The following is a 19,456-nucleotide window of genomic DNA, read 5'->3' on the forward strand; positions in this document are numbered from 1 at the left end:
TGCGCCCGGTCCTTCTCCCTGCCTCGAGGAGCTTCGTCATGCCCTCAGCACGACCACTCGTCGCGCCGGCCGCGTCCGTCGCGACCACGGCGCGCGCCGTGCCGCCCTCGCCCGCTCGCGCCGCCAAGTCGTTGCTCACGACGGCGAACGCCGGCGCCTACGCGACCACGCTGCACGCCGTCGTCGACGACGTCGCGGCCCGCGTGGCGGCCGTCACCCAGCCGTGGTCCGGCGCGTCGCGGGCCCAGCTCGCCGCACTGGTCGACGCCGTGGACCTCGACGCGCCGGGTGTCGGCACCGACGTCGCGCTGCGCGAGACCGCCGACCTCTACGCGACCCACGCCGTGTGGTTCCACGACCCGGCGTACGCCGCGCACCTCAACTGCCCGGTCGCGCTGCCGGCCGTGGGAGCCGAGGCGATGCTCGCGGCGGTCAACACGTCGGTCGACACCTACGACCAGTCGACCGTCGCGACGTTCATGGAGCGCCGCCTCGTCGCCTGGACCGCCGAGCGCATCGGGTACGTCGCGGGCGACGGCGTGTTCACCTCCGGGGGCACCCAGTCCAACCTGCAGGCGCTGTTCCTCGCCCGCGAGCACGCGGTCGAGCGCGAGACGCGCGGCGGCGCGACCGGCCGCGCCCCGGGGGCACCGACCCGCTCCGACGTGCTCCCGCGCCTGCGCGTCCTCACGAGCGCGTCCAGCCACTTCAGCGTCGCCCGCTCGGCGTTCCTGCTCGGCCTCGCGGAGGACGCCGTCGTCACGGTCGCCGCCGACGCCGACGGCCGCCTCGACCCCGCGGCGCTCGCGGGGGCGCTGGCGCGCGTGCTGGCGGCGGGCGACGTCGTCATGGCCGTCGTGGCCACCGCCGGGACGACCGACCGCGGCTGCGTCGACCCGCTCGCGGCGGTCGCCGACGCGTGCGACGCCGCGGACGCGTGGCTGCACGTCGACGCCGCGTACGGGTGCGGGCTGCTCGTGTCCCCGACGCGCCGCCACCTCCTGGACGGGATCGAGCGGTCGCGCTCGGTGACGGTGGACTACCACAAGGCGTTCTTCCAGCCGGTGTCCGCGAGCGCGCTCCTCGTGCGGGACGCGGCGGACCTCGCGCGCGTCGCGCACCACGCCGACTACCTCAACCCGCTCGAGAACGCCGAGCCCAACCAGGTCGACAAGTCGCTGCAGACGACCCGCCGGTTCGACGCGCTGAAGCTCTGGGCGACGCTGCGGGCGCTCGGCGCCGAGGGCGTCGGGCGCATGGTCGACGCGGTGTGCGACCTCGCGGCCGCGGTGCACGCGGACCTCGCGGACGACCCGGACCTGCGGGTCGTCGCGCGCACCGACCTGTCCACGGTCCTGTTCCGCTACGAGCCCGCCGGGCTGGCGCGCGAGCACGCGGACCGGCTCGTGCCGCTCGTGCGGCGCGTGCTGTTCGAGTCGGGTCGTGCGCTCGTCGCCAAGACCGTGCTCGACGGCGTGCCGTGCCTCAAGCTCACGCTCCTCAACCCCGACGTCACGCTCGACGACGTGCGCCGCGTGCTCGACCTCGTGCGCACGACCGCCCAGGCGCTCGTCGACACCGACGAGCTGCTCGCCGACGACGCCCCGGCGGTGGCCCGGTGACCGCCGTCGTGCGCGACGTCGTCGGGGTCGGGATCGGGCCGTTCAACCTCGGCCTCGCCGCGCTGTCCGCGCCGCTCGCCGACGTCGACGCCGTCTTCCTCGACCAGGCGCCGGAGTTCCGCTGGCACCCCGGCATGATGATCGAAGGCGCCACGATCCAGGTCCCGTTCCTCGCCGACCTCGTGACGATGGCGGACCCGACCTCGCCGTACTCGTTCCTCGCGTTCCTCAAGGCGACCGGGCGGCTGTACCCGTTCTACGTCCGGGAGTCGTTCTACCCGCTGCGCGCCGAGTACGACGCGTACTGCCGCTGGGTCGCGCAGCAGCTGCCGTCGCTGCGGTGGGGCCGGCGCGTCGTCGAGGTGTCCCGTGACGAGGCGTCCGACGCGTTCGTCGTCCGGGCCGAGGTGCTCGGACCCGACGGCACCGCCGCCGGTGTCGAGGAGCACCGTGGGCGGCACCTGGTCCTCGGGGTCGGCACGAGCCCCGTGCTGCCACCCGCGCTGCGGGCGCTCGCCCAGGAGGTCGCCGCCGGGGAGCACCCGGGTGCCGGCCCGCTCGTGCACAGCGCGCAGTACGTGCCGCACCGCGACGCGCTCGCCGCGAGCGGGTCCGTCACGGTCGTGGGCAGCGGGCAGTCGGCGGCGGAGATCTACCGCGACCTGCTCGACGGCGTGCACGGGGACGGCCGCGTCGGCAGCGCGAGCGAGGCGGGTCCCGGTGGCTACCGGCTCGACTGGGTGACGCGCTCGCCGCGCTTCTTCCCGATGGAGTACACGAAGCTGACGCTCGAGATGACCTCCCCGGAGTACACCGACCACTTCCACGCCCTGCCGCTGGAGCTGCGCCAGCTCCTCGGGCGCGAGCAGCGCGGGCTGTACAAGGGCATCAGCGGCGACCTGGTCGACGACATCTACGACGCGCTCTACCGGCTGAGCCTCGACCGACCGGTCCCGACGACGCTCCTCACCGACACCGAGGTCGTCGCCGCGCGCTACGAGCCGGCCGCCGTCCCCGGGTCCGGGTCCGGGTCCGACGGCGCGGGGGAGTACGTCCTGCGGCTGCGCCACGCGCAGCTCGGTCGCGAGGTCGAGCGCCGCACGCGGGCGCTCGTCGTCGCGACGGGGTACGCCGCCACGGTCCCGACGTTCCTCGACCCCGTGCGCGGTCTGCTGCGGTTCGACGAGCTCGGCCGCCTCGACGTCGCGCGCGACTACACCGTCGACGCCGCGCGACGCGTGCACGTGCTCAACGGCGAGGAGCACACCCACGGCCTCACGGCGCCCGACCTCGGCTTCGCGGCGTGGCGCAACTCGGTCGTGCTGCGCACCGTCACGGGGCGCGAGGTGTACCCGGTCGAGGAGCGCATCGCGTTCCAGCAGTTCGGCCTGCCCGACGACGAGCACACCCGCCCGGTCGAGACGTCGCCCGGTGCGTCCCTCGACGTGACGGCCGCGGCGAGAGAGGGGTCCCGATGACCGCGACGACCGACCTGACGGCTGACCTGACGACTGCGGTGACATCCACCGGGACGACTGCCACCACCTTCGCGGTGCGGGTGCGCTGCGGCGAGGGTGTCGCGGACGTGCGCATCGAGCCCGTCGACGCGGCGCGTGACGCGGCGCTCGTCCAGGGGTGGCTCGCCGACCCGCGCTCGGCGTTCTGGCAGCTCGGCCACCTCGACGTCGACGGGGTGCGCGAGTACCTCGACGGCGTCGCGACGGACCCGCACCAGGACGCGTGGCTCGGCCGCGTGGACGGCACGCCCGCGTTCCTCGTCGAGACGTACGACCCCGCGCGGGTCACCCTCGCAGACGTCCCGGAGGCCGCCGCGCTGCTCGAGCCGGGCGACGTCGGGATGCACCTGCTCGTCGCGCCGCCGCACCCCGCCGCTGTGCGGCACGGCCTGACGTCCGCGGTCATGGGCGCCGTCGTGCGGTTCTGCCTCGCGCCGGACGGGCGGGGCGCGCGGCGCGTCGTCGTCGAGCCGGACGTGCGCAACGCGGCGATCGGCGCGAAGAACGCCGCCGCCGGGTTCCGCGTGCTGCGCGAGATCGACCTGCCCGGCAAGCGTGCGCACCTCGCGGTCGCCACGCGGCCGGACCTCGACGCGAGCCCGCTCGGCGACGGCGTCGACCCCGCGCCGCACCTGCGCCCCGACCTCGCCGACCGCGCGCACCGGCACCTCGTCGCCAAGACGATCGCCGAGCTGACCCACGAGCGGCTGCTCGCTCCGCGCACCGTGCGCGAGGCCGCCACGCCGAACGGGCCGGGGGAGTACGTCCTGGCCGTCGCGGGCGGCGCGGTCGAGTACAGCTTCACCGCCCGCCGCTACGCGCTCGAGCACTGGGTGGTCGACGAGGCGTCGATCCGCCGCACGGTGCACGGCGGCGTACCCGCTGCCACCTCGCCCACCCCGACCGACGCACCGGTCGACGTGCTCGACCTCGTCGTCGAGCTCCAGCCGGACCTGCGGATCCCCGACGACCTGCTCGCGACCTACCTCGAGGAGGTGTCCTCGACGCTCGCGAGCGCGACGGCGAAGCTGGAGCGCAGCGAGTCCGCCGGCGGTCCGAGCGCGACGGACCTGCTCGACGCGTCGTTCCAGGAGGTCGAGGCGGCGATGACGGAGGGCCACCCCGCGTTCGTCGCCAACAACGGCCGCATCGGCTTCGGGCTCGCCGAGTACCGCGCCTACGCGCCCGAGAACGCCGGGCGCGTGCGCCTCGTCTGGCTCGCCGCGCGCCGGGAGCACACCCACCTCGCGCTCGGCGCGGGGCTGGACGAGGCCGCGCACTACGGCGCCGAGCTCACCGCCGACGAGCGCACCGCCTTCGCCGGGCGCCTCGCCGCCCGGGGTCTCGACCCGGCCGACTACCTGTACCTGCCGGTGCACCCGTGGCAGTGGGAGCACCGCGTGCCGATCACGTTCGCGGCAGACGTCGCGCGCGGTGACCTCGTGCCCGTCGGCCTCGGCGCGGACGAGTACCAGCCGCAGCAGTCCATACGCACCCTGTTCAACCTCACGCGGCCCGAGCGGCACTACGTCAAGGTCGCGCTCGCGATCCAGAACATGGGCTTCCTGCGCGGGCTGTCGCCCGCCTACATGCGCGCGACGCCGGCGATCAACGACTGGGTCGCCGACCTCGTGGCGGGCGACCCCGAGCTCGGCGGGAGCGGCTTCACCGTGCTGCGCGAGCTCGCCTCCGTCGGGTACACGGGCGACGTCTACCACCGCACCACGACGCCGTCCCCGCACCGCAAGATGCTCGCCGCGCTCTGGCGCGAGAGCCCGGTGCCGCGCACGGCCCCGGGCGAGCGCCTCGTGACCATGGCGTCGCTGCTGCACCGCGACGCCCGCGGCGGCGCGTACGCCACGGCACTCGTCCGCACGTCGGGCGTCGACCCGGCCGACTGGGTCCGGTCGTACCTGCGCGCCTACCTGCGCCCGCTCGCCCACGCGCTCCTCGCGCACGACCTCGCGTTCATGCCGCACGGGGAGAACCTCATCCTCGTCGTGCGCGACCATGTGGTGGTGCGCGCGTTCATGAAGGACGTCGGCGAGGAGGTCGCCGTGCTCGGCGAGCGCGCCCTGCCGCCCGGCGTCGAGCGCGTGCGCGCCGTCGTCGACGACGCCGAGAAGGCGCTCGCGATCTTCACCGACGTGTTCGACGGCGTGCTGCGCCACCTCGCCGCGATCCTCGCCGGCGACGGCGTGCTCGGCGAGGACCGGTTCTGGTCGCTCGTCGGCGAGTGCCTCGACGACCACCGCGCCGACCACCCGGACCTGGAGACCGGCGTCGACCTGCGCGCCCAGCGGTTCGCGCACTCGTGCCTCAACCGGCTCCAGCTGCGCAACACCCTGCAGATGGTCGACCTCGCCGACCAGTCCGCGTCGCTCCTCTACGCGGGCACGCTCGCCAACCCCGCCGCGCGGGTGCGCTGACGTGGCACCCGACCGCGACCTCGACGCCGACCACGGCGGCGTGCCGGGCCCGTGGCCGGCGGCAGGCACGTTCGAGGTCTTCCGCGACGCGTGGGGCGTGCCGCACGTGCGGGCCGGCGACGAGCTCGCGCTCGCGCGGGGCCAGGGCTACGTCACCGCCCGCGACCGCGGGTGGCAGGTCGAGGTGGACCGGTGGCGCGCGGAGGGCCGCCTCGCCGAGCGCCTCGGCGAGGCGGGGCTGGTCTGGGACCGGTTCGCCCACCGGGTGCGCCTCGCCGACACCGCCCGCCGCGTCCACGCGGCGCTCGCGGACGACGACCGGGCGTGGCTCGACGCGTACACGGCCGGCGTGAACGAGGGGCTCGCGCTCGGGCGCGACGTGCCCGAGATGCACGCGCTCGCCGACCCGGCGTGGCCGGGCGGCGGCGAGCTGCCACCCCACGAGCCGTGGCCCGCGTGGGCGCCCCTCGGCGTGTTCCTCGTCGCGCACGTGCTCTTCTCCGGGTTCCCGCACGTGCTGTGGCGCGACCACGTCGCCCGCACGCTCGGCCGTTCCGCCGCCGCCGCGGCACCCGGGGACCCGGACGCCGTCGACCGGGTCCTGGACCTGCTCGCCGTCGACGGCGGCCCGTCCTCCGGCTCGAACGCCTGGGCGCTCGCCGGGTCGCGCACGACGAGCGGCGCGCCGCTGCTCGCGGGCGACCCGCACCGCCTGCTCGAGCTGCCCGGCGTCTACCAGCAGGTGCGGCTCGCGTGCCCCGCGTACGACGTCGTCGGTCTCGCGTTCCCGGGGGTGCCCGGCGTGCTGCACTTCGGGCACGCCGGGGACGCGGCGTGGGGCATCACGAACGCCGCGGCGCACCACGTCGACGTCCTGGCCGAACGGCTGCGGCGCACGACGGACGGCGACGTGGAGGCGCTCGGGCCGGACGGGCCCGAACCGGTGGACACGGTCACCGCGACGGTCCGCGTGCGCGCGGCCGGTGGCCCGGTCGAGCACCGGGTCGAGACGTGGGAGACGGCGCGCGGCGTCGTCGTGACCGGTGGGCCGGACGCGGGCGAGGCGGATCCGGGCGACGAGGGACGCACGTTCGTGGTCCGGCTCGCCGCGCGGGTGGACGCCGACCTCGGCGTGCGCTCGTGGCGGCGGCTGCTGCACGCCCGCTCGGCGCGCGACGTCGCCGACGCGTTCGCCGGCTGGGTGGACCCGGTGAACCGCGTCCTCGCGGCCGACCGGGACACCGTGCTGAGCCTCACCGCAGGGCGCGTGCCGCGCCGGTCGCCGAGGGAGCGGGCGCTGCCGCTGGAGGCGTGGTCCGACGCCGCCCGCACCCGCCCGTGGGTCGACCTGCCGGCCCCGGTGACGGTCGACGGCGTCGCGGTCGACGCGAACGAACGGCCCGACCGGGAGGAGATCGCGCTCGGGCACACCTACGCGCCGCCCCACCGCGCGCGCCGGATCCGCGCGCTGCTGCAGGCGGCCGACGACCGGCTCGGGCCGGCGGACCAGGCGCGCGTGCACGGCGACACCGCCCTCGGCAGCGCCGACGCCCTCCTCGCGTGGCTGGACGACGGGGGCGTCGGGGGGCTGGACTTCGCGGGAGACGCGGGAGACGCGGGAGACGCGGGAGACGCGGGAGACGCGGGAGACGCGGGAGACGCGGGAGACGCGGAACCGCGCGAGACGGTCGACCGAGGCGTGGGAGGGCCGGACGGCGCGGCCCACAGGCGACGGAGCACGGCGACGCGCGCCGCGGCGGCGCGCCTGCTCGGGTGGGACCGGCACATGGACGCGGGAAGCACGGACGCGGCCCTGTACGCGACGTGGCGGTCCGCCCTCGTGCGACGCGTCGCGGCGCACCCGGCGCTCGCGCCGCTGCACGAACCCCACGGTCTCGACGAGATCTTCGCGCCGTGGTCGTCCGTCACCGCCCGCGTCGCCGACGCCCTGCCGATGCTGCTCGGCGCGTCGTGGCTCGGGATCGACGGCCGCACGGCGGCGTGGGCGGCGCTCGAGGACGTCGTGAGCGACGGGACGACGGCCGAACCCCCCGGGATGCCGCCCGAGCCCACCGGGGCGCCGGCATGGGGAGACACCCACCGCGTGCTCGGCCTGCACGTGCTGCTCGACGTCCCCGGCGCAGGCGCCGCGCGCGTCGCGCCGCTGCCCCTGTCGGGGGACACCGACACGGTCCGCTGCACCGCGAGCACGCCGGGCGTCACGGACGTGTGCGTGCGCGGCTCGGTCGCACGGTGGGTGTGGGACCTCGCCGACCGGGACGCGAGCCGGTGGGGCGTGCCGTTCGGCGCGAGCGGCGACCCGCGCTCCCCGCACTTCGCCGACCAGCACCCCGCGTGGGCGGACGCCACGACCGTGCCGGTCGTGACCGACTGGACCCTGCTCGACCTCGAGGAGACCCGATGACCGCGACCACCGCGACCGCCGCGGGCGTCACCGCCCAGGAAGCCGTCACCGCCCAGGAACCCGCCACCGGGAGACCTGCCGCCGACGCGGGGCCGGGAGCCGCCGTCGGGCGCCTGCCCACGGGCGCGCCGGGCGAGCTGCTGCTGGTGCGGGACCTGCCGGGGGCAGGCCGCCTCACGGTGCGGGTGCTCGACCCCGACGCCGACCTCGACGTGCTGCACTCCTGGGTCACGCGACCCTGGGCGCGCTTCTGGGGGCTCGGCGACCTCACGCCGCACGCGCTGCGGGACCTGTACGCGTACGTCGGGTCGCTGCCCACGCACCACGCGTTCCTCGTGCGCTGGGACGACCGGCCGGTCGCGCTCCTGCAGACCTACGAGCCCGAGCACGACCCGGTCGGCGAGTGCTACGACGTGCTGCCCGGCGACGTCGGCGTGCACTTCTTCCTCGGCGACCGGGGACCGCGCGGTACCGACCTGTGGGCGGTGCTGGCAGCCGTGCTCGCCGAGTTCCTGTTCGCCGACCCTGCGGCGCGCCGCGTCGTCGTGGAGCCGGACGTCGCGAACGTCCGCGCGCACGCCCGCATGCGCGCTCTCGGCTTCGAGCTCGGCGAGCCGGTGCGGGTGGGCGACAAGGACGCCCTCCTGGCCTTCCTGCCGCGGGACCGCGCGACGACGCTCGCGGAGCGGTGACCGGTGGAGCGGTGACCGGTGGAGCGGTGACCGGTGGAGCGGTGACGACGGGCGGTCGGCGTCACGGCACCGCGACGGCGTGCCCGGCGTCACGCAGCGCGTCGACGGCCCCCTCGAGGCGGTCCTGCGGCACGAGCACGAGGTCCGCGTGGAAGGTCGAGGCCACGAACACCGGGACCGACGCGTCGGCCAGCGGGCCGACGAGGGACGCGAGCACGCCCGGCACGTCGAGCCCGTGCGGCTCGGCGTAGAACCCGGCCCAGCGCTCGCCGTCGCCGCCCCAGGGGGACGCGTGCCGCAGCACCGTCAACCCTTCGGGTGCGCGCACGAGGGCGACCCACTCGTCGTCCTCGGGGAACGTCGCCCCGGGGTCGTGGGCGAGGACGAACCGGTCGGGCAGCACGCGCAGTCGCAGGGTGGGCACGCCGGGACGATAGCGGCCGTCGCCCACGCGCGCCGGGGACGGCCGCGACGACCGAGGGCCCGTCAGTCGAGCAGACCCGCGGCGTAGCCGACGAAGAACAGCGCGGTCAGCACGGCGACACCGCCGATCACGCCGATCCAGACCCACGGCACCGCGCGGTGCGGCCCGTGCTCCTCGTGACCCTGCGGTGCGCTCACCTGGTCCTCGGCGGGCGGGGTCTCGCCGGGCTGCACGTCACCGCTCGCGGAGAAGTCCGCGGCGGGGGAGCGGCCGGTCGAGTCCGTGGGGTCGGGGTCGGCCGGGGTGCTGTGCGTCATGGGTGGTCTCCTCGGGGAGTCGGTGCGGTTCGTGTCATGTCGCGCCGGGTGCGGCGGCCGGCGTCGCCGGGCCGGGTCGGTCGGGCCGGGCCGTCGTGCGACGGCTCGCGGCGGGTCAGGGGCGGCGCCAGTCGTCGGACTCCAGGTGCGAGCCGGCCATCGGGCCCATGGTGAGCATCCCGCCGTCGACGGCCCACGACGCCCCGGTGACGTACGACGCCGACGGCCCGCACAGGAACGCGACGACAGCGGCGACCTCGCGCGCGTCGCCGGGGCGGCCGAGCGGCACGCCGGGCCGGTGCGTGGCGTGCGGGTCCTCGTCCTCCTGCCCGGTCATCGGCGTCGCGATCTCGCCAGGGGCCACGGCGTTCACGGTGATGCCGTGCTCGGCGAGCTCGAGGGCGGCGACCTGCGTGAGCAGCCCGAGCCCGCCCTTCGCCGCGCAGTAGGGCGCCGCGCCGACGCGCGGCGCGCGCTCGTGGACGCTCGTGACGTTGACGACCCGCCCGCCGCGACCCCCCGCGATCATGTGCCGTGCGGCCACCTGCAGGAGGACGAACGGGCCGTCGAGGTCGGTGCGGATCACGCGGTGCCACGTCGCGAGGTCGAGGTCGAGGAGCAGCGTCGACGTGCCCGTCCCCGCGACGTTGACGAGCGCGTCGAGGCGACCGGTCTCGCCCACGATCTCGTCGACCGCGGGGGCGATCCCGTCCAGGTCCGTGACGTCGAGCCGGCGCAGGACGGCCCGCGCCCCGGCGTCGCGCACCTCGCGCTCCGTGCGCTGCGGGTCGTGCTCCTCGGCGTACCAGGTGAGGGCGAGGTCGAACCCCGCCTCGGCGAGCGCGACGGCGGTCGCGCGGCCGATCCCGGACTCCGAGCCGGTCACGAGGGCGACGGGCCGCTCGCGACCGGTGCCCGGGTCGCCGCCCGGATCGCTGCGCGAGTCGCTGCGCGAGTCGGTGCGCGGGTCGGACGTGCGGGGGTCCAGGTCGGGCGACGTCATCCGTCCAGCCTGGGAGCGGGTCCGGTCGCACGCACCCCGTGGGCTCAGCGGGCGAGACGCTCCACGACCGCGGCGTACAGCCAGGGCGCGGCGCTCGCGGCGGGGACGATCGCGCCGCGCGCCGGGCTCGCGGCCCACGCGAGCAGACCGGTGGTCAGCACGCGGTAGTCGCGCGTGGCGCGCACCCAGGCCCGCTCGTAGGCGTCGGCGTCGTCCAGGTGGCGTACGGCGACCTCCGCCTGCGCGAGACCCACCCGCACGCCCTCCCCGGTCAGCGCGTCGACGTAGCCGGACGCGTCGCCGACGAGGCGCACCCGTCCGGCCGTCCGGCGTCGCGCCCGACGGCGCAGGGGGCCGGCGCCGAGCACCCGGCCCACGACCGGGGCGTCCCCGAGCCGCGCGGCGAGCTCGGGGAAGGCCTCCAGCCGGTCGTGGGCGTCGGCGCCGTCCGGCGCGGTGCGGTCGCCCGAGCCGAGCGGGCTGCGCGCGCCGTGCGCGCTGCCGGTGGCGCGGGGCCCGAGGACGGCGACCCCGACGACGTCGGGGGCGACCGGCGTGACGTACGCCTCGGTGCGGGCGGACCAGTGCACCTCGACGAGATCGGTCCAGGGCGCGACGCGGTAGTGCGTCCGCAGGCCGTAGCGGGAGGCGGCGAACCGGTAGGGCGCACCCTCGAGGCCCGCGAGCCGGCGCACCGTCGAGTGCAGGCCGTCGCACCCGAGGACGTACCGGGCGCGGAGCTGCTCGGGCCCGTCCAGGGCGCCCGACCCGGGGCCGGGTCCGGCGAGGGTGACGTCGACGCCGTCGTCGTCCTGGCTCAGGTCCCGCACGGTCGCGTGGCGGACCTGCGCGCCGAGCGCGACGGCCCGTGCGTGCAGCGCGGCGTGCAGGGTCGTGCGCCGTACGCCGCGCCCCGGTCCGGCGGCGAACGGGTGGTCGGCGTGGCGCACGGACCCACGGCGGTCGAGCGTCCGGTAGCTGATGCCGGCGAGGGGATGCCCTGCCGGGTCGACGTCCAGCGCCCGCACGGCGGCGAGCGCGCCCGGCAGCAGCCCCTCTCCGCACGCCTTGTCGAGCGTGCCGTCCAGGACGGCTCCGCGGCGGTCCACGACGAGGACGCCCAGCCCGGCACGGCGGGCGTGCACCGCGGCCGCGAGGCCGACGGGGCCGCCGCCGACGACGAGGACGTCGACGCGCTCGGTCACGACCGGGCCGGGCCGGGCCCTGCGGGCGCCTGCGGCAGCAGGCCGAGGGCGCGCTCCTCGGCCGGGATGCGGAACCGCGCGAGGAGGACCGCGTTGAGCACCGTGAAGACGAGGGCGGTGACCCAGGACGTGTGCACGAGCGGGAGCGCGAAGCCCTCGACCACGACGGCGACGTAGTTGGGGTGCCGCAGCCATCGGTAGGGGCCCTTGTCGACGAGGGGCAGGCCCGGGACGACGACGACGCGCGTGTTCCACCGCGGGCCGAGGGTCGCGATGCACCACCAGCGCAGACCCTGGCTCGCGAGGACGAGAGCGAGCATGGGCCACCCGAGCCACGGCAGGAACGGCCGGTCGGCGAGCCACGCCTCGGCGACGCACGCGACGAGGAGGCCGGTGTGCAGCGCGACCATCGCGGGAAAGTGGCCGCGGCCGGTCTCGAAGCCGCCGCGCGCGAACGACCAGCGGGCGTTGCGGGCCGAGACGACCAGCTCCGCGAGCCGCTCCAGGGCCGTGGCGCCGACGAGCGCGACGTACCAGGCGAGGCTCACGCGGAGCTCCGGCCCGTCCCGGCGGCGCGTGCCCGCACCGGTCCCGAACGCGGCGGGCCGTCCAGGCGCAGGAGCACGAGCTCGGTGCTCACTCCGGGGCCGAACGCGACGAGGACGGCGGGGGAGCCCGCCGGCGCGGTGGAGGCCGCGAGCGTCGCGTCGAGCACGTGCAGCACCGACGCGGACGACAGGTTGCCGGCCTCGCGCAGGCTCGCCCGGCTGTGGCGCAGGTCCTGCTCGTCGAGGCCGAGCGTGTCGCGCACCGCGTCGAGGATGCGGGGCCCGCCGGCGTGCACGATCCACGTCGGCACCTGCGAGGGCTCCAGGTCGTGCTCGACGAGCAGCGCCTTGACGTCCCCGAGGAGGTGGGCCCCGACGAGCTCGGGCAGGCGCGCGGACAGCACGACCTGGAACCCGGTGTCGCGCACGCGCCACCCGAGGTCGCCGGTCGTGCCGGCGTGCAGCGTCGAGCGGGAGTCGAGGACGCGGGCGGTGCGGTGCGCGTCCGTCTGCCGGCCCGCGTACCCGGCGGCGAACCGCGGACGCGCGAGCCGGTGCTCGTCGCCGACGAGCACGACCGCCGCCGCGCCGTCGCCGAACAGGCCGGAGGCCGCGAGGTTCGCGGTGGAGTCGTCGCCGTGCTGCAGCGTCAGCGAGCACAGCTCGACGGCGATCAGGAGCGCGACGTCGCGCGGGCGCCCGCGCAGGATGTCGTCCGTGCGCGCGAGACCCGCCGCCCCGCCCGCGCACCCCCACCCGAAGGACGGCGTGCGGCGCACGTCGCTGCGCAGTCCCAGGCGCTCGGCGACGAGCACGTCCACCGAGGGTGCGCCGATCCCCGTGACCGACGTGACGACCACGTGGTCGACCTCGTGGGCTCCGAGCCCCGCCTCCTCGAGCGCACGGGCCGCGGCCTCTGCCGCCAGGTCCGTGGCGACGTCGAGGAACGCGTCGTTCGAGGCCCCGAACGTGCGCAGACCCGCGTACGCGTCGAGCGGCAGCGCGAGGTGCCGGGTGTCGACGCCCGCGTGGGCGTGCAGGCGCCGCGCCGCCGCCGCGCGGACGGGGTCGTCCGTCAGGAGCGGGGCGATGACGTCGGAGATCTCGGACTGGGTGTGGCGGCGGTCCGGCAGCGCGGTCCATACCGCGGCGACGCGCGACATGTCCGCATCGTCCCACCGGGGCCACGGGTTCGCGCGGCGAGCGCGGTCCGGTGCGGGCACCGGGCCCGAGGGGTCGGGTCGGACCGCCCGCTGCTAGCGTTCCCGCATGGCGCACCCGACCGGGCCGGGCGGCGCCCGCACGGGCGCCGCCGTGCGGGCGGTCTCGCTGCGCGGTCTCGTCGTCGCCGCGCACGCCGCTCCCGCCGCGCTCGTCACCGCGCTCGCGTGCGCGCTGTCGCTCGGCATCGGCTCGGGCCCGGGGACGACGGCGCTCGTCACCGCCGCCGTGCTCTGCGGGCAGCTCTCCGTCGGATGGTCGAACGACTGGATCGACGCGCCCCGCGACCTCGCGGTGGGCCGCGTCGGCAAGCCCGTCGTCGCGGGGCTCGTCACGCCCGCCGGGCTGCGCGCCGCCGCGCTCGCCGCCCTCGCGGCCTGCGTCGTCCTCTCCCTCGCCACCGGGCTCGTGCCCGGGCTCGTGCACCTCGTCGCGGTCGGCGGCGCATGGGCGTACAACGCGGGCCTCAAGGCGACGGCCTGGTCCTGGGTGCCCTACGCGGTCTCGTTCGCGCTCCTCGCGGTGTTCGTCGTCCTCGCGGCGCCCGGCGACGCCGTTCCCGCGCCCTGGGCGCTCGCGGCCGCGGCGCTGCTCGGCACGGGGGCGCACGTCGCGAACACGCTGCCGGACCTCGAGGACGACGCCGCCACGGGCGTGCGCGGCCTGCCGCACCGGCTCGGTCGGCGCGCCGCGAGCGTGCTCGCGCCCGTCCTGCTGGGGGCGGCGGTCGCCGTCGTGGTCCTCGCGCCGTCCGGTCCGCCGGGCGTCGCGGCGTGGGCGGGGGGCGGTCTCGCGCTCGTCGCTGCGGTCACGGCGGGCGTGGTCGGTGCCGTGCGGCCGTCGTCCCGGGCACCGTTCGCCCTCTCGATGGCGGTCGCGGCGGCGTGCGTCGTGCTGCTCGTCCTGGCGGCGCCGGAGGTCGCGGTCGCGCGCTGAGCACGGCGCGGCGACGCCCGCACGCGGTCGCGCGCTGAGCAAGGCGCGGCGACGCCCGCACGCGGTCGGCGCACGCCGAACCGGTCGGTGTGTCCGGCAGCCGAGACGGCGTCGGCGCCCCGGCGGGGGTGTCGGCGGGCGGTGGCAGGATGTGGGGAATCCCTTCCCCGCGCTCCGAGAGGTCGCTGCCGACCCGTGCCCGCACCGTCCAGCCCCACCGCCGCCCAGACCTCCGCCACGTCGGCTCGCGGTCTCCACGACGTCGCCGGACCCGGCACCGGACCTGCACCAGGGCCGACGCGCCGCGTTCTCGCGGCCGACCGTCGGGCGTCGACGGTCGCGTCGCTGCGGCGCCTGTACCCGTTCGTCCGCCCGGCGCTGCCGCGGCTCGTGGGCGGGATGCTCTCCGCGCTCGGCGCGAGCCTCGCGGCGCTCGCGATCCCGCGGGTTCTCGAGCATGTCGTCAACGGGCCGCTCGCCGCCGGGGCGCGCGAGCACGACACGGGCGCCCTCGCGGGTGCGGTCGCGCTCGTGGCCGGCCTGGGCCTGCTGGAGGCCGCGTTCATCCTCGCGCGGCGCAGCTTCGTCATGCTGCCCGGCACGCACGTCGAGGCGCGCATGCGCGTGGCCCTGTACCGGCACCTGCAGGACCTGCCCGTCGCGTTCCACGACCGGTGGGCGGGCGGGCAGCTCCTGTCGCGGTCGATGAGCGACCTCGGGCTCCTGCGCCGGTGGCTGGTCTTCGGCATGCCGACCCTCGTGGTCTCGGCGACCACGATCCTCGTCGGGGTCACGATCCTCATCGTGACCGGCGGGGTGCTCGGGCTCGTGTACCTCGCGGGCGCCGTCCCCGTGACGATCCTCGCGTTCCGCTTCTCGCGCCGGTACCGCGCGATCTCGCGCCTGTCCCAGGACCAGTCCGGCGACCTCGCCACCACGGTCGAGGAGTCGGTGCACGGCATCCGTGTCCTCAAGGCGTTCGGCCGCGGGCGGGACGCTCTCGACGCGTTCACCGACCAGGCCGACCGGCTGCGGCGCACCGAGATGGCCAAGGCGTCCACGCAGTCGACCGTCACCGCGGCGCTCACCGCGATCCCGGAGCTGACGCTCGGCGTCGCGCTCGTCGTCGGCGTGCTCCAGGCAGCGGACGGGCAGATCAGCGTCGGCGCGCTCGTCGCGTTCTTCGCGACCGCCGCCGTCGTCAACACGCCCGTCGTCGACCTCGGCATGACGCTGTCGATGACCCTGAACGCCCGCACCGCCGTCGACCGGTACTTCGAGGTCCTCGACACCGCGAACGACCTCACCGACCCGGACGCGCCGGTCGACCTGCGCGACCCGCGCGGCGACGTCGCGCTGCGCGGCGTGACGTTCCGGTACGACGACGCCGCCGAGCCCGTCCTGCGCGACGTCGACCTCGACCTCCCGGCCGGGACGACGACCGCGCTCGTCGGGCTCACCGGCTCGGGCAAGAGCACCCTCGCGATGCTCGTCCCGCGCCTGTACGACGTCTCGGAGGGGTCCGTGCGCCTCGACGACGTCGACGTGCGCGACCTGACCCGCACGACGCTGCGCACCCACGTCGCCGTCGCGTTCGAGGACTCGACGCTGTTCTCCGCCTCCGTGCGCGAGAACGTGCTCCTCGGCGCGCCGGACGACCTCGACGACGCGGCGCGCGACGCGCTGCTCGCCGAGGCGCTCGACGTCGCGCAGGCCGGGTTCGTGCACGACCTGCCCGACGGCGTCGGCACGACGATCGGGGAGGAGGGGCTGAGCCTGTCCGGCGGCCAGCGCCAGCGCCTCGCGCTCGCGCGCGCCATCGCCGCCCGGCCGCGGGTCCTCGTCCTCGACGACCCCCTCTCGGCGCTCGACGTCGCCACCGAGGAGGCCATCGAGACACGGCTGCGGACGGTCCTCGCGGGCACCACGACCCTCGTCGTCGCGCACCGCCCGTCGACCGTGGCGCTCGCCGACCGCGTCGCCGTGCTCCAGGGCGGGCGCATCACCGCGGTCGGCACGCACGCCGACCTGCTCGCCCACGACCCGCACTACCGGCACGTCATCTCGAGCCTCGAGTCCGACGCCGCCGCGCACGGCATCGGCGACCACGACGACGAGCACGAACCCGGCGCCGGACGGACGGAGGACGCATGAGCGCGCGCCGCGGCACCAGGCACGACGCCTCCACGCGTGCCGAGGCGGCCGCCCCGGCGGGCCCGGACGGGTCGGCGGCCGCCACGACACCGTCACCGCGCGGCGTCGCGGGCGAGGAGGACTCCCAGCTCGACCGGGCGCGCAGCCGCGCCGTGAGCGCTCGCTCGCGCGCGCTCCTCGCGGACCTGCTCCGCGCGCGCCGCGGAGCGCTCGCCGGCGCCGCCGTCCTCGTCGTCGTCGCCACCGCCGGCCAGGTCGCCGGTCCCGCGCTCATCGCCGTCGGCATCGACCGCGCGCTCCCGGCGCTGCGTGACGGCGACGTCGCCCCGCTCGTCGTCGTGGGCGCGGTGTACGTCCTCGCCGCGATCGCCGCCGGGTTCGCGATCGGCGCCTACGTGCGGGCCGCCGCCCGCATCGCGCAGGCCGTCCTGCTCGACCTGCGCCGCCGCGTGTTCCGCCAGACGCAGCGCCTGTCCCTCGAGTTCCACGAGTCCTACACGTCCGGGCGGATCATCTCCCGCCAGACGTCCGACCTCGAGGCGCTCCGCGAGCTGCTGGACGGCGGCCTGACCGGTGTCGTGTCGAGCGTCCTGTTCATGGCCTTCACCGCGATCGGGCTCTTCCTGCTCGACCCCCTCAGCGGCCTCGTCCTCGCGGTCGCCGTCGTGCCCGCCGCGCTGCTCACGCGGTGGTTCCAGAAGCGCTCGCAGCGGTTCTACCGCGCCTCGCGCGTCGCGTCCGCGCGCCTCATCGTGCACTTCGTGGAGACCATGACCGGGATCCGCGCCGTCCAGGCGTTCCGGCGCGAGGCCGCCGACCAGCGCGCCTACGCCGAGCTCGCCGAGGACTACCGCGCGGCCAACGCCCGGTCGTTCGGGCTCAACGGCCGCTACGACCCCGGGCTCGTCGTCATCGGCAACGTGACGGTCGTCGTGGCGCTCGCGGTGGGCGGGTGGCGCGTGCTCGACGGCGCGATGGACGTCGGCGTGCTGGCCGCGGTCCTGCTGTACACGAAGCGGTTCTTCGGCCCGATCCAACAGCTCGGGATGTTCTACAACTCGTTCCAGTCGGCGTCGGCGGCGCTCGAGAAGATCTCGGGTCTGCTCGAGGAGGAGCCGACCGTCGCCGAGCCCCGCCACCCGGTGCCGCTCCCGGCCGCGCGCGGCGAGCTGCGTCTGGAGCACGTGCGGTTCGGCTACGGGGCCGGGCGGACCGTCCTGCCGGACCTCGACCTGACGATCCCGGCGGGCCAGACCGTCGCGCTCGTGGGGACCACGGGTGCCGGCAAGTCGACCCTCGCGAAGCTCGTGACCCGCTTCTACGACGCCACCGACGGGGCGGTGCGGCTCGACGGCGTCGACGTGCGCGACCTGTCCTCGCGCGACCTGCGGCGCGCCGTCGTCATGGTCACGCAGGAGGCGTACCTGTTCAGCGGGTCGGTGCGCGAGAACATCGCGCTCGGGCGTCCGGACGCGACCCAGGCCGAGATCGAGGCCGCCGCGCGCGCGGTGGGTGCGCACGAGTTCGTCCTGCGCCTGCCCGACGGCTACGACACCGACGTGAACAAGCGCGGCGGACGCGTGTCCGCCGGGCAGCGCCAGCTCCTGTCGTTCGCGCGCGCCTTCCTCGCCGACCCGGCCGTCCTCGTGCTCGACGAGGCGACGAGCTCCCTCGACCTGCCGGGGGAGCGGCTCGTCCAGGAGGGCCTGCGCACCCTGCTCGCCGACCGGACGGCGATCATCATCGCCCACCGCCTGTCGACGGTCGCGATCGCCGACCGCGTCCTGGTCATGGCCGACGGCCGCGTCGTCGAGGACGGGACGCCCGCCGAGCTCGTCGCGACGCAGGGCGGACGCTTCGCCGCGCTCGACGCCGCGTGGCGGGCCTCGCTCGTCTGAACCGCCGCTCCTCTGACCACCGCTCGTCCGACCGCCGAGCACGGGGTCGCACACCGCACTCCTCAGGACCCGGTGGACGACCCCGTGCTCGACGGGGTGCGGTCCCGCGGTCGTCGGGGCGCCGACGCGGCCACGAGGCCGTCGACGACGGCGCGCGCCCCCGGCGGTGGGCGGTCCCCGTACGTGACCGCCAGCACGCGCCGCGCCGCGCCGGGGAGCGCGTGCGTCACGACGCGCGGGTCCCGGTGGGCGCGCAGCGCCAGCTCCGGGAGCACCGAGACCCCCACGCCCGCCGCGACGAGCGACTGGACCGCGACGTAGTCGTCGGTCTCGAACGCGATCCGCGGCGTGAAGCCCGCCCGCTCGCAGCGGCCCACGAGGTCGGCCCGGCACCGCTCGCAGCCGGCGATCCAGGGCACGTCCGCGAACCGCGCCAGGTCGGACGGGACCGTCGGGTCGTCACGCGCGACACCCGCACCCGCGACGTCGCCCCGTGGCGCGACGCTGCCCGCAGCGCCCGGCGCCACCCCGGACGTCACGACCGACAGCTCCTCCTCGAGCACCGGCACCGGCACCAGCCCGTCCAGGTCCGCGGGCGAGCGGTCGTGCTCGAACACCAGCGCCACGTCCACCGCGCCGCGCCGCAGCGCCGCCAGCGCCTCGGGCGGCTCCGCCTCCACCAGACCCACGACCAGACCGGGGTGGTCGACGGCGAGGCGCGCGACGACGTCGGGCACGAGCGTCGCGAGCGCCGACGGGAACGCCGCGAGCCGCACGCGCCCGGCGGCGAGCCCGGCGAGCGCCTCGACCTCCTCGCGCGCCGCGCCGACCCGGCCCAGGATCTCCTCGGCGCGCGCCGCCAGCAGGCGGCCCGCGTCCGTCAGCCGGATGCCCCGCCCGACGCGCTCCACGAGCGGCACCCCGACCTCCGCCTCGAGGCGCGCCAGGTGGTGGCTCACCGACGGCTGCGCGTAGTGCAGCACGCGCGCAGCACCGGTCACCGACCCCTCGCGCGCCACCGCCGCCAGCACGCGCAGCCTCGTCAGGTCCATGTCACGACCCCCG

Annotated in this window: 15 protein-coding genes; 8 read left to right on the top strand and 7 right to left on the bottom strand. The window is 76.7% G+C overall.

Annotated elements, in window-relative coordinates; translation table 11 throughout:
* Window positions 1–38: 38 nt before the first annotated feature.
* Genes ACZCLJ_RS03190 through ACZCLJ_RS03210 form a run of 5 tightly spaced genes read left to right on the top strand, consistent with a single transcriptional unit; the run spans window position 39 to window position 8,685 of the window.
* Window positions 39–1,622, top strand: a complete 1,584-nt coding sequence (locus ACZCLJ_RS03190; RefSeq protein ID WP_463105448.1) for a pyridoxal phosphate-dependent decarboxylase family protein — start codon at window positions 39–41, stop codon at window positions 1,620–1,622.
* Entirely contained in the window at window positions 1,619–3,100 is a 1,482-nt protein-coding gene (locus tag ACZCLJ_RS03195; protein WP_463105449.1) for a lysine N(6)-hydroxylase/L-ornithine N(5)-oxygenase family protein, read from the top strand. Before ACZCLJ_RS03190 ends, ACZCLJ_RS03195 begins: the two co-directional genes overlap by 4 nt.
* Window positions 3,097–5,568, top strand: coding sequence for a GNAT family N-acetyltransferase (locus ACZCLJ_RS03200; protein WP_463105450.1), 2,472 nt, complete (start codon window positions 3,097–3,099; stop codon window positions 5,566–5,568). The genes ACZCLJ_RS03195 and ACZCLJ_RS03200 overlap by 4 nt, the downstream gene beginning before the upstream one ends.
* A gap of 1 nt (window position 5,569) precedes the next feature.
* Entirely contained in the window at window positions 5,570–7,993 is a 2,424-nt protein-coding gene (locus ACZCLJ_RS03205) for a penicillin acylase family protein (protein ID WP_463105451.1), read from the top strand.
* Entirely contained in the window at window positions 7,990–8,685 is a 696-nt protein-coding gene (locus tag ACZCLJ_RS03210; protein ID WP_463105452.1) for a GNAT family N-acetyltransferase, read from the top strand. Before ACZCLJ_RS03205 ends, ACZCLJ_RS03210 begins: the two co-directional genes overlap by 4 nt.
* A gap of 61 nt (window positions 8,686–8,746) precedes the next feature.
* Here ACZCLJ_RS03210 and ACZCLJ_RS03215 read toward each other — a convergent pair whose 3' ends face one another.
* From ACZCLJ_RS03215 to ACZCLJ_RS03240, 6 genes are all read right to left on the bottom strand, one after another.
* Window positions 8,747–9,109: an ACT domain-containing protein gene (locus ACZCLJ_RS03215; RefSeq protein ID WP_463105453.1), complete on the bottom strand. Its 363-nt coding sequence runs from the start codon at window positions 9,107–9,109 to the stop codon at window positions 8,747–8,749.
* 62 nt (window positions 9,110–9,171) lie between these two features.
* Window positions 9,172–9,426, bottom strand: coding sequence for a DUF6480 family protein (locus ACZCLJ_RS03220; RefSeq protein WP_251151016.1), 255 nt, complete (start codon window positions 9,424–9,426; stop codon window positions 9,172–9,174).
* Window positions 9,427–9,541: 115 nt separating this feature from the next.
* Complete coding sequence (locus ACZCLJ_RS03225) at window positions 9,542–10,429, bottom strand: SDR family oxidoreductase (protein WP_463105454.1); 888 nt, start codon at window positions 10,427–10,429, stop codon at window positions 9,542–9,544.
* A 44-nt stretch (window positions 10,430–10,473) separates the two neighbouring features.
* Window positions 10,474–11,634: an NAD(P)/FAD-dependent oxidoreductase gene (locus tag ACZCLJ_RS03230; RefSeq protein ID WP_463105455.1), complete on the bottom strand. Its 1,161-nt coding sequence runs from the start codon at window positions 11,632–11,634 to the stop codon at window positions 10,474–10,476.
* Window positions 11,631–12,182 (bottom strand): isoprenylcysteine carboxyl methyltransferase family protein, encoded by a 552-nt coding sequence (locus ACZCLJ_RS03235; RefSeq protein ID WP_251151013.1) that lies wholly within the window; start codon window positions 12,180–12,182, stop codon window positions 11,631–11,633. Before ACZCLJ_RS03235 ends, ACZCLJ_RS03230 begins: the two co-directional genes overlap by 4 nt.
* Window positions 12,179–13,345 (bottom strand): type III polyketide synthase, encoded by a 1,167-nt coding sequence (locus ACZCLJ_RS03240; protein WP_463105456.1) that lies wholly within the window; start codon window positions 13,343–13,345, stop codon window positions 12,179–12,181. The genes ACZCLJ_RS03235 and ACZCLJ_RS03240 overlap by 4 nt, the downstream gene beginning before the upstream one ends.
* 106 nt (window positions 13,346–13,451) lie before the next feature.
* On the opposite strand from ACZCLJ_RS03240, the gene ACZCLJ_RS03245 reads away from it, so the two are divergent.
* The 3 genes from ACZCLJ_RS03245 to ACZCLJ_RS03255 all read left to right on the top strand — a co-directional run bounded on the left by ACZCLJ_RS03245 (window position 13,452) and on the right by ACZCLJ_RS03255 (window position 18,391).
* Window positions 13,452–14,339, top strand: a complete 888-nt coding sequence (locus ACZCLJ_RS03245) for a UbiA family prenyltransferase (RefSeq protein WP_463105457.1) — start codon at window positions 13,452–13,454, stop codon at window positions 14,337–14,339.
* Between the two features lie 399 nt (window positions 14,340–14,738).
* Window positions 14,739–16,493: an ABC transporter ATP-binding protein gene (locus ACZCLJ_RS03250; RefSeq protein WP_463106343.1), complete on the top strand. Its 1,755-nt coding sequence runs from the start codon at window positions 14,739–14,741 to the stop codon at window positions 16,491–16,493.
* A complete protein-coding gene (locus tag ACZCLJ_RS03255) occupies window positions 16,490–18,391 on the top strand; it encodes an ABC transporter ATP-binding protein (protein ID WP_463105458.1) in 1,902 nt (633 codons plus the stop codon). Before ACZCLJ_RS03250 ends, ACZCLJ_RS03255 begins: the two co-directional genes overlap by 4 nt.
* 62 nt (window positions 18,392–18,453) lie before the next feature.
* Here the strand turns inward: ACZCLJ_RS03255 and ACZCLJ_RS03260 are convergent, their stop codons facing one another.
* Window positions 18,454–19,443: a LysR family transcriptional regulator gene (locus tag ACZCLJ_RS03260; RefSeq protein WP_463105459.1), complete on the bottom strand. Its 990-nt coding sequence runs from the start codon at window positions 19,441–19,443 to the stop codon at window positions 18,454–18,456.
* Between the last annotated feature and the right edge of the window lie 13 nt (window positions 19,444–19,456).

This window comes from Cellulosimicrobium sp. So1_17 (genome assembly GCF_055181235.1).

Excerpts from the sequence above, each read along its gene's own strand:
- ACZCLJ_RS03190 (WP_463105448.1), top strand. The coding sequence starts at position 39 with ATGCCCTCAGCACGACCACTCGTCGCGCCGGCCGCGTCCGTCGCGACC.
- ACZCLJ_RS03200 (WP_463105450.1), top strand. The coding sequence starts at position 3,097 with ATGACCGCGACGACCGACCTGACGGCTGACCTGACGACTGCGGTGACA.
- ACZCLJ_RS03210 (WP_463105452.1), top strand. The coding sequence starts at position 7,990 with ATGACCGCGACCACCGCGACCGCCGCGGGCGTCACCGCCCAGGAAGCC.
- ACZCLJ_RS03220 (WP_251151016.1), bottom strand. The coding sequence starts at position 9,426 with ATGACGCACAGCACCCCGGCCGACCCCGACCCCACGGACTCGACCGGC.
- ACZCLJ_RS03225 (WP_463105454.1), bottom strand. The coding sequence starts at position 10,429 with ATGACGTCGCCCGACCTGGACCCCCGCACGTCCGACCCGCGCACCGAC.
- ACZCLJ_RS03240 (WP_463105456.1), bottom strand. The coding sequence starts at position 13,345 with ATGTCGCGCGTCGCCGCGGTATGGACCGCGCTGCCGGACCGCCGCCAC.
- ACZCLJ_RS03245 (WP_463105457.1), top strand. The coding sequence starts at position 13,452 with ATGGCGCACCCGACCGGGCCGGGCGGCGCCCGCACGGGCGCCGCCGTG.
- ACZCLJ_RS03250 (WP_463106343.1), top strand. The coding sequence starts at position 14,739 with ATGCTCTCCGCGCTCGGCGCGAGCCTCGCGGCGCTCGCGATCCCGCGG.
- ACZCLJ_RS03255 (WP_463105458.1), top strand. The coding sequence starts at position 16,490 with ATGAGCGCGCGCCGCGGCACCAGGCACGACGCCTCCACGCGTGCCGAG.
- ACZCLJ_RS03260 (WP_463105459.1), bottom strand. The coding sequence starts at position 19,443 with ATGGACCTGACGAGGCTGCGCGTGCTGGCGGCGGTGGCGCGCGAGGGG.